The 15,431-nt window shown below is 50.0% G+C and carries 13 protein-coding genes and 2 pseudogenes; 5 read left to right on the top strand and 10 right to left on the bottom strand.

Features of this window, described 5'->3' with window-relative positions; genetic code table 11:
* Nucleotides 1-191: 191 nt before the first annotated feature.
* The 3 genes from AD669_RS17495 to AD669_RS17485 form a co-directional block, all read right to left on the bottom strand.
* Nucleotides 192-1,586, bottom strand: coding sequence for an undecaprenyl-phosphate glucose phosphotransferase (locus AD669_RS17495; protein WP_053122004.1), 1,395 nt, complete (start codon nt 1,584-1,586; stop codon nt 192-194).
* A 389-nt stretch (nt 1,587-1,975) separates the two neighbouring features.
* Nucleotides 1,976-2,626 (bottom strand): helix-turn-helix domain-containing protein, encoded by a 651-nt coding sequence (locus tag AD669_RS17490; protein WP_053122003.1) that lies wholly within the window; start codon nt 2,624-2,626, stop codon nt 1,976-1,978.
* 279 nt (nt 2,627-2,905) lie between these two features.
* Nucleotides 2,906-3,643 carry a winged helix-turn-helix domain-containing protein gene (locus AD669_RS17485; protein ID WP_053122001.1) on the bottom strand — a complete coding sequence of 246 codons (738 nt, stop codon included), beginning with the start codon at nt 3,641-3,643 and terminating at the stop codon, nt 2,906-2,908.
* Between the two features lie 571 nt (nt 3,644-4,214).
* Here AD669_RS17485 and AD669_RS17480 point away from each other — a divergent pair.
* The gene (locus tag AD669_RS17480; protein ID WP_053121998.1) at nt 4,215-5,048 is read left to right on the top strand and encodes an undecaprenyl-diphosphate phosphatase; all 834 of its coding nucleotides are present in this window, start codon (nt 4,215-4,217) and stop codon (nt 5,046-5,048) included.
* A gap of 49 nt (nt 5,049-5,097) precedes the next feature.
* On the opposite strand, the gene dusA is transcribed toward AD669_RS17480, so the two are convergent.
* Nucleotides 5,098-6,108, bottom strand: coding sequence for a tRNA dihydrouridine(20/20a) synthase DusA (gene dusA, locus AD669_RS17475; RefSeq protein ID WP_082341463.1), 1,011 nt, complete (start codon nt 6,106-6,108; stop codon nt 5,098-5,100).
* A 102-nt stretch (nt 6,109-6,210) separates the two neighbouring features.
* Here dusA and AD669_RS17470 point away from each other — a divergent pair.
* Together AD669_RS17470 and AD669_RS17465 are read left to right on the top strand one after the other, a co-directional pair.
* A pseudogene (locus tag AD669_RS17470) lies at nt 6,211-6,564 on the top strand (site-specific integrase); the annotation flags it as partial.
* A gap of 82 nt (nt 6,565-6,646) precedes the next feature.
* Nucleotides 6,647-7,623, top strand: a pseudogene (locus AD669_RS17465) (hypothetical protein).
* A gap of 42 nt (nt 7,624-7,665) precedes the next feature.
* On the opposite strand, the gene AD669_RS17460 reads toward AD669_RS17465, so the two are convergent.
* The 3 genes from AD669_RS17460 to AD669_RS17455 all read right to left on the bottom strand — a co-directional run bounded on the left by AD669_RS17460 (nt 7,666) and on the right by AD669_RS17455 (nt 10,319).
* Nucleotides 7,666-9,222, bottom strand: coding sequence for a hypothetical protein (locus AD669_RS17460; RefSeq protein WP_053121994.1), 1,557 nt, complete (start codon nt 9,220-9,222; stop codon nt 7,666-7,668).
* 468 nt (nt 9,223-9,690) lie between these two features.
* Entirely contained in the window at nt 9,691-10,122 is a 432-nt protein-coding gene (locus tag AD669_RS28175; RefSeq protein ID WP_082341462.1) for a type II toxin-antitoxin system YafO family toxin, read from the bottom strand.
* A gap of 11 nt (nt 10,123-10,133) precedes the next feature.
* Complete coding sequence (locus AD669_RS17455) at nt 10,134-10,319, bottom strand: hypothetical protein (RefSeq protein ID WP_053121991.1); 186 nt, start codon at nt 10,317-10,319, stop codon at nt 10,134-10,136.
* An 867-nt stretch (nt 10,320-11,186) separates the two neighbouring features.
* Between AD669_RS17455 and AD669_RS17450 the strand changes: the two genes are divergently transcribed.
* Entirely contained in the window at nt 11,187-12,014 is an 828-nt protein-coding gene (locus tag AD669_RS17450) for a hypothetical protein (RefSeq protein WP_053121989.1), read from the top strand.
* 54 nt (nt 12,015-12,068) lie between these two features.
* Nucleotides 12,069-12,791 (top strand): hypothetical protein, encoded by a 723-nt coding sequence (locus tag AD669_RS17445; RefSeq protein ID WP_053121987.1) that lies wholly within the window; start codon nt 12,069-12,071, stop codon nt 12,789-12,791.
* A gap of 652 nt (nt 12,792-13,443) precedes the next feature.
* Here the strand turns inward: AD669_RS17445 and AD669_RS17435 are convergent.
* Genes AD669_RS17435 through AD669_RS28170 form a run of 3 tightly spaced genes read right to left on the bottom strand, consistent with a single transcriptional unit; the run spans nt 13,444 to nt 15,141 of the window.
* Nucleotides 13,444-13,806 (bottom strand): hypothetical protein, encoded by a 363-nt coding sequence (locus AD669_RS17435; RefSeq protein WP_053121982.1) that lies wholly within the window; start codon nt 13,804-13,806, stop codon nt 13,444-13,446.
* Nucleotides 13,803-14,585, bottom strand: coding sequence for a hypothetical protein (locus AD669_RS17430; RefSeq protein ID WP_053121980.1), 783 nt, complete (start codon nt 14,583-14,585; stop codon nt 13,803-13,805). Before AD669_RS17430 ends, AD669_RS17435 begins: the two co-directional genes overlap by 4 nt.
* Before the next feature lie 10 nt (nt 14,586-14,595).
* Complete coding sequence (locus tag AD669_RS28170) at nt 14,596-15,141, bottom strand: PAAR domain-containing protein (protein WP_082341461.1); 546 nt, start codon at nt 15,139-15,141, stop codon at nt 14,596-14,598.
* Between the last annotated feature and the right edge of the window lie 290 nt (nt 15,142-15,431).

The raw sequence follows: 15,431 nt of genomic DNA, 5'->3' as shown, positions 1-15,431 counted from the left end.
AATCCCCTGTAGGAGCCGAGCTTGCTCGCGAAGGCGTCGGCCCATTCAATATCGATGTTGCCTGACCCAGCGCTTTCGCGAGCAAGCTCGCTCCCACAAGGGATATTGGCCGAACCGAAAATCCCGATACCAACCCAAATCCCAGGCACAAAAAAGGGGACTTTCGTCCCCGTGCATTTGCGCAACCGGCCTCAGTAAATATCCTTCGACAACAGCGTAAACGGTGTCTTCACCAGGATCTTCAGATCCAGCCACAACGACCAGCTGTTGATGTATTGCAGGTCAATCTCCACACGCTTCTGCATCTTGTCGATCGTGTCCGTTTCGCCCCGGCAGCCGCTGATTTGTGCGAGCCCGGTGATCCCCGGTTTAATCCGGTGACGTGCCATGTACGCGAGGATTTTCCCCGAGTAGAAGTGGTTGTGCGCCACTGCATGTGGACGCGGCCCGACCAGTGCCATATGCCCTTGCAGCACGTTGAACAGCTGCGGCAATTCATCCAGCGAGGTGCGGCGAATAAAGCGTCCAACCGCAGTAATGCGCGAGTCGTTACGGCTGGCCTGTTTCACTTCGCGGTCGTCGTGCACGCTCATCGAGCGGAATTTCCAGACCTTGATCACCTTGCCGTTCCAGCCATGACGATCCTGCTTGAAAAACACCGGCCCCGGCGAGTTGAGCTTTACCGCCAGCGCGATTATCAGCAGGATCGGGCTCAACGCGATGATCGCCAGCAACGCCACGGTTTTCTCAACCAGACTCTTGCTCAACGCAGCGGTAGGGCGACTGGTCAGCGGGCTCTCGTTCAAGTAGATCGCCGGCAAACCATCCACGACTTTCACCGAGTGATTGAGCAGCGTCAGCGCGTTCAGATCCGGCACCCACACCACATCAACGTTGGCGCCGAGCAAATCGACATACATCGCCTCGATCTGCGCCGCTTCGCACAGCGGCAGCGTGATGTACAAACGGCGGATATCGTGTGCTTCGATCAGCTCCAGCAATTGTTCCTGAGCGCCAACGACGCGCGGTGCATCCGAGGCCAGAGCGGGCAGGGTGCCGTTGCTCACCAGTCCCACCAGCGGCAGGTTTTCCGAGAGACTGAGCTTCTTCGCCAAGCCCAGCGCCAGTTCGCCAGTGCCAACGATCAGCGTCTTGTGCTCACTTTTACGCGAGCGCTGGTAGTACTTCGAAAACGCATGCAACGGTGCGTACAAAAACGCCTGACCGAGGAAGCCGTACACCGCCCAGCTCAGAATCACCTGGCGGGAAAACAACTCATCGGCCTGGCAGACAAACGCGATGCAGGCCAGCGCTGCCATGGTCATCGACCAACCCATGAACAACCGACCCAACCCGGTCAGGTAGTTGTCGCGTTTGCGATAAACACCGCTAAACGTATAAGCCGGCACCGAAGCCAAAACAGCCAGGGTTGCGCACATTCGGTAATAGAACGCGACGCTTCCAGTGTGCTGTTCAGCCAGTACGAACAACAGCGTTACAACGAAGCCCTGCGCCAGCGCCCATTGGCCCCAAAAGGTCAGTCCCTTGAGGCCCGTGCTTCGATTGATACTAAGAGAAAGATCCATACGATATCCCCAAAAGACGTCCATTCAGGTTTCAACAGTTGAAATCCGAGTTGTTAAACAGGCTTATTGTTTTTGTTGTAGCGAGTGTCCTGAGGTAACAACGCCGATAGGTCGAACTGTCGTCAGTCAATAGACTAAGTTATTGGCGATAAGGGTGTCTGACGAGTTCTAACAAGATGGCACAGTGCCAACTTTTCAATGTTTAAAAGCTGATTGTTAGAAAAGGTCGAATAGCAGGGGGTGAATAAAGGATGTCGTATTTGTTACTGTTGGAGGGGTGGAGGCAGGGAGTGTTAATTAAAGGAGGGAGTTGAAACCAAACAGAGTGCTCTTGTTGTTTTTGTAATCGCACTTTTATCTGTTTATCTGGTCTGGGCGGTCGGCTGTGTTTAGGCGACGACTTCCTGGATGAGGCAATAACCACGGTTTCTGACCGCGCGGAACAGTCGTTCACCCTTACTGGCCATTTTGAACTTGTCTTGCAGGCGGCTCAGGCACATCTCCAGACCGCGATATTGCTCCGGCTCTCGGCCGATGCTCAGAATCAACTCGTCTCGACTGACAACCCGTTCTTCATGGCTGAGCATTTTTTTGACCAGTGCTGTTTCAAGTCCGGTGAGACTGATCTCGACATCGTCTTTGACCAGTGCGCCTTGATCGTTGTCCAGATGCCAGGTTTCGTTGCCAGGCGTATCGTCAGCATTGGCGGGAATTATCTCGCCGGTTACCGATGGATTGCTCTGAAAGGGATTAGCGATTTGCGCGGCTCGCCATTCGGATTCGAGGGTGGCGATGATTTTCTGGGTGTCATATTCAATCGTGCGTGCGACGTTCTTTCGACTAACGCTTGGGTATGTGAACTCCATCACGGTCGGGGCGGAAGAGGGCGAAGCGGAGCCTTCAATAAACATTTGTGCCTGAGAAGTGCCAAATGAATTGAAGCGTTCACTGGACAAAATGCTTTCCAGTTCACGTTGCGACGTTGTGCTATTAGTCACGACAACAAAATATTTTCTTGGGAGGGTTGTACTAGTTTCCATGTCTCTCTCCTGAATACACACCAAAATTGGCTAAAAAGGGTCAATCGGCAGGCGAGCAATGACTTCCTCGGAAGTAATCGATAGGCAGGGTCTGGGCCCAATGATGGCCCTCGATAAGTTCCACTCGATCTGCTGCTATGTTATGGAGTTATTGTTATGGTTAGTGTTGTCGCGCTCATTCAATCGCTTGATTTCTAATAGGCGTGCAGTACAGATAAAACGATAGCGTTGCATGGGACGATCCTTCGTACGTATGCAAAAGGGATGGCTGCCATTGAATCAGGCAGTCGATATCAGACCCCGCAGCAGGCGATAGCCATGGCCGCGGATGCTCTGAATCGCGTTGGTACCATACATGTCCTTGATTTTTCCACGCAAGCGGCTGATCGATTTCTCCAGCGCTCGAGGGTCGTAGAAATTGGGGTTGAGGCCCATGATGTTGGCAATTTCATCATGGCTCAGAATGTGGTTATGAGTTTGCGCAAAGGCTTCGAGGATCTTCATTTCGGCAAACGAGATATCAAGTTTCTGGCGGGAGCCCATCAGGCAAATGCGCGTCGGGTCGAGTGTCAGATTGATATCGCGTTGCCACTCTTCACTGTTGAAGAACTCGGCAAGCAACTCGACGCTGTCCTCAGAAAGGGTATTGAGTTTGATACAAAAGTCAGCGCCGGCCAGAAAATACTTGATCTTGTTGAAGGCGCCGCGCCCAGTGATCACTGCGCAAATGATCGGTTTCAAGTTGTCGCTGCGAACGCTTTGCACCAGCGCAAGATTGTCTTCGAGGGCCTGAGGGCTGTCGATGACCAGGAAAATGGCGCGATACCCAGAATAATCATTCTGCTGAAATGAACGAGTGTACGCATCGACCTCTAGTGCCATATCGCTACGCACATGCCTGGCCACCAGCGTTCTAAAATGTTCGGCCACGCCACGGGTACGACCCAAAGTGAGAACACCGGGGTCGTCGTTTTGCGGGCGCGGACTTCTAGTCGCTAAGTTCCCAGAGAGCATCATGCGTTGACTCGAATTAAGTGCTGACATCGGGATGTTAAAGCACCGGTTCTCATCTGTGACTGACAATTGGTAACATTCACGCGCTTTTTAGACGTGGCTCCCGAGTTTTCTAACAATAATTAAGCTTTTCAAGCTTTTAGTTGATTTTGTCGAGTAGGTGAACTAGCGCTTAGATGGTGGCGATATGCAATGGTGCCACTATTTTGAATCGCTGGCCATCGCTTTGTTAATGTCCAATTGCCATTGTTTGGCCATCTGCGTGAATGTGAGATTCATCACACTTTATTGGCTGGACTAACTTTTTGCCACTCAGCCCCTAAATATTTTCTGCGTAGTTCGTCGTCCGACGATTACTAACATGGCTTGAGTGTGGCATTTCATTAGACCTATTCTTTCAGGATCAAAAGATCGCAGCCTTCGCCAGCTCCTACAGGGGAATGCATTTCAAATGTAGGAGCTGGCGAAGGCTGCGATCTTTTGATCTTTCATTTTGGCCAATTGTTTAATTGCAGATACTCAGCCCTGAGTGTTATTACCCGGTCGCTCACACGAGCGCTCTGACGGAGGATTAATGGATTTCTGGACTTTTTTCCAGGTGTTGATATTAGGTGCGGTTGAAGGCCTGACCGAGTTCTTGCCCATCTCCAGTACCGGTCACCAGATCATCGTCGCCGACCTGCTCGACTTTGGTGGCGAACGCGCCATGGCGTTCAACATTATTATTCAACTGGGTGCCATCCTCGCCGTGGTCTGGGAGTTCCGCCCGAAGATCTTCGAAATCATCAAAGGCCTGCCCACTGAGCGCAATGCACAACGCTTCACCGTCAACTTACTGATCGCCTTTCTACCCGCCGTTGTACTCGGCGTGCTGTTCGCCGACACCATCCACCATTACCTGTTTAACCCGATTACCGTCGCCGTGGCGCTGGTGGTCGGTGGCGTGGTGATGCTGTGGGCTGAACAACGCAGTCATGTGATCAGCGTCGAGCACGTCGACGACATGCGCTGGTCTGACGCGCTCAAGGTCGGTTTCGTACAGTGCCTGGCGATGATTCCCGGCACCTCGCGTTCCGGCTCGACCATCATCGGCGGCTTGCTCTTCGGCCTGTCACGCAAAGCCGCTACCGAGTTCTCGTTCTTCCTCGCCATGCCAACCATGGTCGGCGCCGCCGTGTATTCCGGCTACAAATACCGCGACTTGTTTCAGCCCAACGACCTGCCAGTGTTCGCGCTCGGCTTCGTCACCGCGTTCATCTTCGCGATGATCGCCGTGCGCGGTTTGCTCAAGTTTATTGCCAACCACAGCTATGCCGCGTTCGCGTGGTATCGGATCGCGTTTGGTTTACTGATTCTGGCGACGTGGGCGTTTGGTTGGGTCAACTGGACAGCGGCAGCGGCGGGGTGAAAGTCAAGCCAGGCGGATCGAACCGCCTGGTTGAAACTGGGGGAGGGCATCAACGCCCTTCAAGCAACTCGGCGGCTTGATCCAGCAACGCCAGCGGATCCTTGGCCTTGTGAATATCCACCGACAACAACTGACGGAATTTACGCGCCCCGGGGAACCCCGTGCCCAGGCCCAGCACATGCCGCGTGATGTGATGCATCGCGCCGCCGGCCGCCAAATGCTCGGCTATATAAGGACGCAATTGCGCCAACGCCTCAGCCCGACTGATCACCGGCGCCGAACTGCCGAACAACTGCTGATCCACCTCCGCCAGCACATACGGATTGTGATAAGCCTCACGCCCCAACATCACACCGTCGAACGTCTGCAAATGCTCATGGCAGGCCTCCATCGTCTTGATCCCGCCGTTCAGCACAATCTCCAACTCCGGAAAATCCGCCTTCAACTGCGCCGCCACGTCATAACGCAACGGCGGAATGTCGCGATTCTCCTTCGGCGACAACCCCTCCAGAATCGCAATCCGCGCATGCACGGTAAAACTCGTGCACCCGGCATCGCGGACGGTGCCGACGAAATCGCACAGCTCTGCGTAACTGTCGCGACCATTGATACCGATGCGGTGCTTCACCGTGACCGGAATCGACACCGCGTCACGCATGGCCTTGACGCAATCCGCCACTAACTGTGGGTGACCCATCAGGCAGGCGCCGATCATGTTGTTCTGTACGCGATCGCTTGGGCAGCCGACGTTGAGGTTTACTTCGTCGTAACCGTGCTCTTGCGCCATGCGTGCGCAGGCGGCCAAGTCGAGAGGAACACTACCGCCGAGTTGCAACGCCAAAGGATGCTCGGCTTCGTTGTGACGGAGGAAGCGCTCGTGATCGCCGTTGAGCAGAGCGCCGGTGGTGACCATTTCTGTGTAGAGCAGGGCGTTCTTCGATAGGAGGCGTAGGAAATATCTGCAATGCCTATCGGTCCAATCCATCATGGGCGCAACGGAGAACCTTCTAGACAGCGTAGAGCCTGTGTTTGTTGGGTATGTAGCTGATTTATGTACCATTTTGCTCTACGTGTTCTAGGCCGATTTCGGGGGGTAAATAGGCGTTTTCTGAGGTCGGTTGGTACAATGTACCAATCACTTTTCCAATTGTACCAGTTGACTATGGCCACGATCAGAGCACGGAAACGCACCGACGGCAGCATCAGTTACACGGCACAGATACGCCTGTTTCGCGATGGGGTGCAAGTTTACCAAGAGAGTCAGACCTTCGCCCGAAAACAGGCCGCACAGGCTTGGGTGCGTAAAAGAGAAACCGAGCTGGACGAACCAGGTGCGATCGAGCGTGCGAACCGACCTGGTGCGACGATCAAGGAAATGATCGATCGCTACTTGGCTGAGATGACCAAGGCGCGCCCTCTCGGGAAAACAAAGCTCGGTACGTTGAAGGCAATTAGCGAATGCTACCTGGGAAAATTGAACGACAGAGATATAAGCAGCCAGCACTTGGTCGAGTACCCGGCATGCGCCCAGGCGCGACTATCAACAATGGCGAGCGCATCACCTCGGTGACGCTGGCCGGCACCAAAATGGCCTTGAAATGGAAGACGCAATAAAACGTGCTGTAGAGCGGCAGTTCCCCGAGCTGACCGGTGGCTATCACTTGCCACGCTTCGCCAAGGTTATGGCCGTCGCCGACGCGCCGGCCGCTGCCGGCGTGTGTGACGATTTTCGTCCGCGCTATTCGGTCGACCTGCAGGTGCTGCGTCCGGATGGCGAACCAGATCCGGATCTGCCGATCTTGTCAGGCGTGCCGCTGCCGTGCCGGTTGGTGGTGATGAAATGGGTTTCTATGCGTTCCCCGAGGAAGGTACGAGCGTCGTCGTGTGCTTTGCCTACGGCTTGCCACATAAGCCGTACATCCAGACGATTTTGCCGCATGGGCTGACGCTGCCGAAGGTGCCCAAAGGTGATCAGGTGTGGCAGCACAGCGAAGCGGTACAGCAGCGCGTCGACGCGGACGGTAACTGGCTGCGCCAGACTGACGGCAAGATCCAGGACAAGGCGATCAAGCGCGAGGTTGAAGCCTTGGACAATCGCGAGCAGTACCAGAGCCACACACAGACGACCGATGACCATTCGACCGAAACGGTCGGGGGAGTGAAGAAGATCGAGGCGCTGGGCGCGCTCAAGCTGCTGTCGGGTGGATCCGCAAGCCTGGCGGCTGTGGATGATTTGCACCAGGCGACAGGGCGGGATCTGAATCTGGTGGTAGGCCAGAAGTACAACGCCACGGTGGGCGGGGACTTGCAGGAGCGAATCAAAGGACTACGCCAGAGCATCGCCGGGGACGGCCATTATTTTAGGGCACCCAAGACCTGGCTGGGCTCAGAACAGGTGAATGTCCTGCAGGTTCTGTGCGATTTGCTTGATCTAGTAAAGGACATGAACACACAGCTTGCAATTCATACGCATTTGGCGGGCCTACAACCAAGTCCGGCAGATGCTTCGGCACTTACGAAAAAAGCAGTGATTGCCGCGCAGCTAAGTGCGTTAGTGAAGGCCATTAAAGCTTGACGTGAAAATACTGACCATAAATTGGTTGTTGTTTTCGTAGGATTAATTGCTTTCCTTTTCGAAAAATGCTGGTACGAAGTTTATGACCAGGCGCGACGATTCGTAACTGTCTATTATTTCTGTAATTTCTTTTTCCGGAATTGTCCTGTCTATGCTGCTGCTATTGAGCATGGTTTTGTAAAATGAAGTCTTTTCTGTTGGTTTTATATTGTATTGACAATCTAGATCTTTTTCTGCTTTTCCAGCAAAAAGAACTAACTCCAAGAATACATACCTTCCTAGCGGAAATGAAATAATATGAAAGCACTCAAGCTCTGTTTCGGCGTCGATCTCGTCGGTTGAGGAGAAATTCACAATAAATATTTTTGGCGCACCTTCAGCTACACAAATCAATTTATTCAATTTGGGATGTATCGTTTCGATATCCGATGCGCTGAAGTGCAAGGGCGCGTCGATATCGAAATAGTTTTTTATTTTTATTATTTTTTCAAAAGCGTCTATTGTACTAGACTGGTCACGGAAACCATCGCCCGCGTTTAGGTGAGCTGTAGATGAGGTGTTTTGAAAGTTGAATGTAAGCTCAATATTTTTAGGTTTCGACAACATGTGAGTTAACTTGAACATTTTCAATGCTTCTTCTACTTCAAAATGCTCTAGCAAATGCACGTTAATGGATATATTGAACGATTTTCCATAATTAAGAATATAGAGCTCGAATAGCCTACCATCCATCCTTATTTTTCTAAAATGATCAGGAATCCAGGAATCGAAAGCGCTGCTGTACAGATCCACGGGAAACTTTAAGTTACGGCCATTCGATTTATCTCGAAAAGATAAAAATCCTTTTTCGGTTGGCGCGACGTCCGGCATGGTGAGTACGGCAGTGTCACTAGTAAGCTCACTTCTTTTTGATGAAACACCAAACCGGAGTGACGAACCATGAACCTCTCCAATCTCGATTGCCTGCTTCTTTCCTAGCGAGATATCAATCAGTTGCTGTAGTTTCTCATCTCCAATGATAGAGAATTTTATTCGGTGAGATCCTTCTTCAAATCCGACTGATTTGAGATATTCGCGTTTTTGCTGTAGATAATCGAAGTGAGAAGAGCCAATGTGGCTCATTATCATTTTTTTTATTATGGAGGCTGATAGAGGAGAGACCGGGTCAGGAAAATTGATGCGCATTTTCTTTTTGTTTAGTTTTACATTTGGGTCTTTAGCGTGCTCATCCGAAACTCGACGAAGTGTCTTTTGTATAAGCTGGTTGTCGAAATGGCGAAGGTAAGCTCTTACAGGAATATCGCCGCCATCGAATTCTAGGAGAACATAAAAGCAGGGCAGAGCGCTGGTAGCCATTTTCTTCAGATTAGAAAGTTCAACGTCTACTGACTTTCTGTCGCCGTCCGTGGATTTTACCTGAATTTTTGTCTCGATTACGCCTTCATGCATTGAAGCTCGGTCAAAACCATTTGTAGAGTCATCAATTTCTACAAACAAATCCCATCCATTAACGTCGGTTTCTGATTTGTTAGCAGCCATTCCCGCTGCAGCACACAGCACACCGAAGTACTTCTCCCCAGCCGTACCCAAATCCCTCATTTTTTTTGCTCCATTTCAGACCCGAGGACAAGATGCCATGGGGGCAATCAAAAACACATCCACGAGACAAAAAAATTGCTGAAAAAGCACTTATCCCCTCCCGCCGACGGGCCTTGTCTCGCTTTTTTTTTCAAAGGTGCACGGTAGCGCAATGCGTGCTCAAACCCGTGCCTGTAGCGGGGCGTGTGGACTGAGTCCAAGTTGCACAATGTGTAAAACATTGCAAAAAAATGAAGTGCGTGGCCGTAGGCTCAGCTATTGAGGGGGAAATAGAGATGTGCGCTAGCGGCTTGACTCAGAAGGGTGACAGGTTTGGAAACTCTGATTTAACGAGCTTTTCCATTCTTACGGGGTAAAGAATTGATCTGATTTTATGCAGGTTTCAATTTGATCAAAATCGTGCTGAAGCCTTGATGGGTGCGGCTTGGGTAGATTTAGCACCATTTCAATTCCTGGCACGTAGAATTGTCAGAACGGCATAGCAAGATCTGGGAAGATGTTCTGATCGTACAACCAGTTTTCAGCGATCTTCGCGAGCGCCTTGATGTAGTCCATGTCATTTGCCTGCTCATGAGCGCTGGCATGGATGTAAGCAATTAGCAAATATCGCGGACAGGTTGATCGGGCATACACAAGGCACCTGTCAGAGGTGTGGAATTTATGCCAACGGGCTAGATCATCTTTAGATGGATCGGTGGGAAAAAGGTGAACGTGGCGTAGGTTTACATCAGTTACCACCGTTCCTGCTGGCCGATGATAAGGAGCATCTCTGCCAAAAAGTCTGTGCCCGCGATTCTTCACATATTCTGTGAAGGCAAGCGTCAGGCCCGCCCTAAGCTCCTTTTGTATGGGATCATCCAGATCGAAGCCAAAATCAAAAGAGGGGGAGACTTCGATCAAGGGATCAGTCCTTAGAGTCGATCTTCTTTATAAGCCGCGACGATCGCGTCCCGAGTCCGCTTCGCAATAGCTTTGGATTGCTCCTTCGAAATATTCGCAACGAGTCGAATTGCAGTGTCCTTAGACCCGTGCGAGCGCAGGACGCCCAAGCTGTCCTCATAATCTTCAGGTTTTACAAAACGCAAGGTCTTGTCCATCTCTCTCTCCACGGCTGAATCACGGTTCAGCCCAGAACACACGGATGCGTGCTCGTAATTCTTCGACCATAGCGATATGCGTTGGTTTGCTGCCGACCCATAAATGCATCTGGCTTAATGCCAGTCTATCAAGCGGATGAGCAAGGGCAGTGAATTTTGACTATGGCGTCAACCCTATTGATAGCGCCGCATGCGAACGAATGCCGTCAATCTTTAGATCATTTTCTGCCCAAGGATGGGAAAAGGGTAATTTTGGTAAGCGAGGATAAGGAATAGCTTGGAACCCTCACGGGACGCGACTTTCACTCATTACCTTGAGAGGTAATATTAGGTAAGGCAGGTGGCAATATTTTACCAAGTACCTGATTTCATTGGGTTTTGTTAGCAGGTGGTATTACTGAGTGAAGAGGTAATTTTCTAACCTATCTATTACTCAATTATTACCTTTGAAGGATGTCTGTAAGTGCTTGATTTAGCTGGCCTTTCAGGGCGGTAGAAGAGGACATTACCAAAATTACCTTTTTCCCATGGGTCAATTGAAAACGGGGGCGTTGCTAGGGGAGGGGGCTGACCGGCGCTTCCACGCAAATTGACTAACTGTCACCAAAACTATCACCAGTCTCGCCGGACGCTACCTCGATACCGCTGGAGGCCTTGAAAATATTGGAGCGGGTGAAGGGAATCGAATCCTCGGTATCAGCTTGGGAAGCTTGTTGCTTTAGGATACTTGTACAGCCGGGGATTACTGTCGACGCCACGATTTCGACGTTGGATGCGCTGGGCCTTTAGGCTTTTGGAGGCTACAGTAGGCGCCAGCAGGGCGTAGTGGCCTACTGCTAGTCCAACACTCAAGGATGTGAGGTAAAGGTGAAAGAGCTTAATTTCAAAATTTCATATAGCGGTGCAAGTGCCGATCAAGGGCTTCTTGACATTTATGATGCCAGTGTTTCAACGCATGGCCTGGCGAGGGCTCTATCCGTCACCACCCACGCGTTTATAAATGAAGGTCAAATTCGAAAGCGCGCTGAACGTGTTGTAGGTGCAAAGGTTTTCCTACATCCGCCAAAAAACGGAAGTTTCGAAGAGCTAGTAACTATTGTCTTTACTGATCCTGTCGTCCAATTTATTGGAGCTAGCGTAATAACAGCTGCATTCTGGGATTTTCTCAAATGGACTTGGTCGGAAGCGTTAGGAAGCTCGCACGAGCCTGAGACAGCTTTTGTAAAGCGTCTCGAAAATCGAGTCGAACCTCTCATTGGCGAGATAGGTGTTGCACTCGAGTCCCCGATGGCCTCGTTACATCGACCAATTCAGAATGCGGTTGATATGGAGATATCAATTTCTCGACCTAGGGTTGGAGAAATGCTAAGGCTGGATCACACGACTATGGCGTATGTAAATATACGTGAGGAAGGCGAGGCGGAGGAAGGAATTATCGGTAACGTTACAAAATACAATATTCTGAGCGGCTATGGTCGGGTATACGTAGATGAGTTGGATCGGACTGTTCCATTTGATTTAGATGGCGAAGTTAGTCCTGGCGAAAAAGAATTTCTTACAAAATCCAGTCATGATAGGAACAGAGGGCTGGATGGGAAGATATCCTTAAATGCAGCGAGAGTTCTGACGGGGAGAGGTGAGTTGAAACGTTTTAAAGTTTATGGTGTCGAATGGATTGGTAATATTGATATTTAGATTTAGTTTGTTCGCGCTGATCGACGTTGGTCAGCGCATTTTTTCGGAGCTGTCATGAAAAATGTGAGCGTTATCCCGTCCCCAGGGAACCTCCTTGAAGTTTTAAGTAAAATCGGTAGTGCTGTAGTCGGGCTTTCTGCATTCGCCTATATAGCTGGCTTTGTTAAATTAATGTCAATGTACAGCTCTATAGATGCTAGCTGGGTAATTGATTTTGTCGTAACCCAAGACATCATCCGTGCCGGCCTTGAGCCTTTGGCAATGGTTGGAGTAAGTGCTGCCGCCAGTGCCTATATATTTTCATCAAAAAATTGGGTTGTCGTGAAAATGCTGACCTTTGTAGTAGTTTCGCTGATTCTGATTTATCTGAAGTTTATGCCGTCGGATGGATGGGCGCAGGGGTGGTTTGAAAGCTACAAATTTTCGAGATTTATTTCTTACGGTCTCTATTTGGCTTCTGGTATTTTTGTTTCGTATTCTGTGTTTCAGTTTATTTTAAATAAGTCTTCCGTTGCCAGTGTCGTGGTGTGTTTCTTGGTGGGCGCGATTTTCTCTTTGTATATTACTCCCGTGTATCTAGGGAAGGTTTGGGCGGCCTCGATTGTTGGTGGTGATGTTAAGTTTGCAAAGGCGATGGGTGAGCAGTATAAAAGTGAGTCGTGTTATCTGTTTGGTAATGTTAACTCTAAATACTTAATTGGGTGTGTTAGTGAAGGTAAGGTTGGGCGCATTCAGCTGGTCGAAGTAGGAAAAGATGTTTCTTTTGAGCGAAAGTGATTGGTTTTTATAGTTAAAGTGTTTTTCTTCAGAGCGGTGCACGATCTAACTGCTGGTGGTATTGATAGGCTTAGATCCTAGATTGAGCTGTAGCCGCGACAGTGACCGACAGCAGCGCTGCACCTGAAAGGTGAAGCGCTGGGGCTGCTTATCGGTGCTTATGGAGTGAGGTCGGCCAGTAGGTGATCTTTGATAATGCTCATCCATCCAGCTTTATCTAGCTTTAGGTACTCTGGCTCCACGCTTCTGTCATCTTCGTTCGTCCACATGTGCCACCCAATATGTTCTGCGAATGGTGGAGGGCAATCCAGGGCGCTAACCGAGTCAACGATCTCGCAAGACTCCATCTTAGATGGCCTGATGGTAAAACATTGGTACGAGACGAAATTGGCTTCCACTGCAAGCCCGTGCATTAAAGGCGTTTGTCGCTAATCGGTCCAATCCATCATCGGGGCGACGGAGAAGCGGCGGGAGAGTGGGGCGTGTTCTAGAGACATGGGAAATCTGAATCAGAGGGGCGAAGGTGTTTGAGTTTATCAGGTATGGGATGGGGCAGAGGCTTACGTATCGTCACATGGTCATCCTCACTGATGACGTGGACACGGATCGGCTGAGTATTGGGGTTTGCACCCGATATGTTGGTACTGATTTTTCATAATTTACCGATATGTTGGTACTGCTTTTCAATTTCTTGCCAAATGTATTTGTATTTGTATTTCAACCACTTGACTAATATGTCATTTGTTTTTCTTTGTACCCAGTTTTCGCTCTTTGTGGACAGCATTTTTTCAATGTCACTTTCTAGCTCTTCTCTATTGAAGCAAATCCATAAAGTAGGGAGTGTGCTTTCAAGGTTGGAGTGGCAAACTGGTGCCACTTCTTCAAATAAGATGCGTTTTATTTCATTCTTGTCAAAATCTTCCGTCTGTCGTGCGATCGCAGCATAGTCGACTTCGTTATCTACGAAAGCGTCTGACAACGCCCAGCGAATATCCGCTCTTTGTTGCTTCGTCATAGAACGTCCCAATTGGAAAATTCCTCCAACTCTTCATCAAAGGTATCAGCCACTACGCTACCAGCAATACTTCCTGCGATACTGCCTGCCAAGACGATTGCTACAGCACATGCGACTGCGCCAGGCCCGCAAAATGCGGAAACGCCTAAACCCGCTAATCCGCCACCCGCAGCACCACCGCCAATTATAATTCCCTGTCTTGCAGTTTCCTTTACTTTGTTGTCAGCATTCATGATTTCATAAACAGCAAAAGTCGCGGTGACTAATAGGCCGACCTTTCCCATTATTCTTAATTTTTTGGTTCCTCTACTTACAGGAGTGTTGTCACGACCTGCTGAATCGAGAATCTCGTAGTAAATTTTACTTTTCTGTTTCGGGGTAAGTTTGCTGTACTCTACTTTTGCGGTCCGCAAGGCGTATTTATCCAGCGTTTCCTGTAGCGTCGGTGGGAGTTTCTTTTTGCGCTCAGCGAACGCTACGCCTTGTGCCGAAGTATATTTTCGATGTTCCATCAAAATTCTATTGCGCATCTCTTGGCAAAACTCTGCTCCTTCTCTAGCGCTGAGCTTGCCGGCCGCGACTTCTGCTTTAGTCTCTATAGACATGCGTTTGATATTGTTCATGTAGTTGCTACGTACTTTTGCATCTGATATGGCGTCTACAGAAAATCGTGTAGCAGCACCCTCCATGCCTGCAATCGCCATATCCAAGGGCGAATTTTCGAGTTCATGAGCTTTCTGAACAACGTAGCTTCCAGTTACGAGTAATGGTTCATTCATGAAATGATCCTTATTTCAACGATGTATTAAGTAACGTGTCGAAAAAAGAATTCGCCGACGATTCTTCTTTGCTACCGAGTTCTAGCGTCAAACATGTTTTTCCACTGATATTGATGAATTTCACCGTGTTGGTGTTATCAAAAACTCCGGATTGAGTAGATCCATCTTCGAACTGCGCTGTGCAGCTCATGCCAAGATAAGATTCTGTACCAGGAATGCTGAAACTGATCCATCCCGGATGAATGATCATGGGAGTAGGTGGGATAAACGCTGCCGGAGTATGTGAGTCACCAATGACAACTGTTCCCGAACCACCGATTACAACGTCTCCGTGGGTACCTACAGTGTCAACGAGGGCGGCATTTTTTCCATTGATGAAGACTGTGCCTGAAACGGCAGAGGCCAACGAGCTGCCACAGGTGCAGGTGTCGCCCTTACGAGCAGCTGCAAGCCCATCAAAAAAAACATCTGGGGATCCGGAAGCGATGGCTTTGGATCCGTGCCCAGGCATGGGACAACTGGTGGGATCGGTGATACGTGCGGCTGGCTTTGCCATGTTTGACTCCCTGTCAAAGATTTAACTGGTGCCGACTGTATCAGACTTATTTTGTTTGGTCTTAGGGCGAGGCCCGTGGCAGTTTCCGCAGATATAAACAGAAAAGCATGCCGTTGTTTATATTGCCCGCGCTTGCATGGGCATAGCCCTACAACCCCTTGCGCCATCCCCTACACGTAAGACAGAATCCGCCGGCTTGTGCGTCTAGACCGCAGGTTCTATCGTCCTTAGGTCACTGAAAACCAGTGATCGGGTTTGGTAGCCCGCTTCGTGTCTAGATGCATTGCATC

The organism is Pseudomonas sp. P1.31, from assembly GCF_001269815.1.
Lineage (GTDB): Bacteria > Pseudomonadota > Gammaproteobacteria > Pseudomonadales > Pseudomonadaceae > Aquipseudomonas > Aquipseudomonas rustica.
Note: the sequence above shows the minus strand (reverse complement) of the source record. Positions and strands in the feature narration are given on the sequence as shown.

Coding starts and splice junctions, on each gene's coding strand:
- AD669_RS17495 (WP_053122004.1), bottom strand. CDS start 1,586: ATGGATCTTTCTCTTAGTATCAATCGAAGCACGGGCCTCAAGGGACTG.
- AD669_RS17490 (WP_053122003.1), bottom strand. CDS start 2,626: ATGGAAACTAGTACAACCCTCCCAAGAAAATATTTTGTTGTCGTGACT.
- AD669_RS17485 (WP_053122001.1), bottom strand. CDS start 3,643: ATGATGCTCTCTGGGAACTTAGCGACTAGAAGTCCGCGCCCGCAAAAC.
- AD669_RS17480 (WP_053121998.1), top strand. CDS start 4,215: ATGGATTTCTGGACTTTTTTCCAGGTGTTGATATTAGGTGCGGTTGAA.
- dusA (WP_082341463.1), bottom strand. CDS start 6,108: ATGGTACATAAATCAGCTACATACCCAACAAACACAGGCTCTACGCTG.
- AD669_RS17460 (WP_053121994.1), bottom strand. CDS start 9,222: ATGAGGGATTTGGGTACGGCTGGGGAGAAGTACTTCGGTGTGCTGTGT.
- AD669_RS17455 (WP_053121991.1), bottom strand. CDS start 10,319: ATGGACAAGACCTTGCGTTTTGTAAAACCTGAAGATTATGAGGACAGC.
- AD669_RS17445 (WP_053121987.1), top strand. CDS start 12,069: ATGAAAAATGTGAGCGTTATCCCGTCCCCAGGGAACCTCCTTGAAGTT.
- AD669_RS17435 (WP_053121982.1), bottom strand. CDS start 13,806: ATGACGAAGCAACAAAGAGCGGATATTCGCTGGGCGTTGTCAGACGCT.
- AD669_RS17430 (WP_053121980.1), bottom strand. CDS start 14,585: ATGAATGAACCATTACTCGTAACTGGAAGCTACGTTGTTCAGAAAGCT.
- AD669_RS28170 (WP_082341461.1), bottom strand. CDS start 15,141: ATGGCAAAGCCAGCCGCACGTATCACCGATCCCACCAGTTGTCCCATG.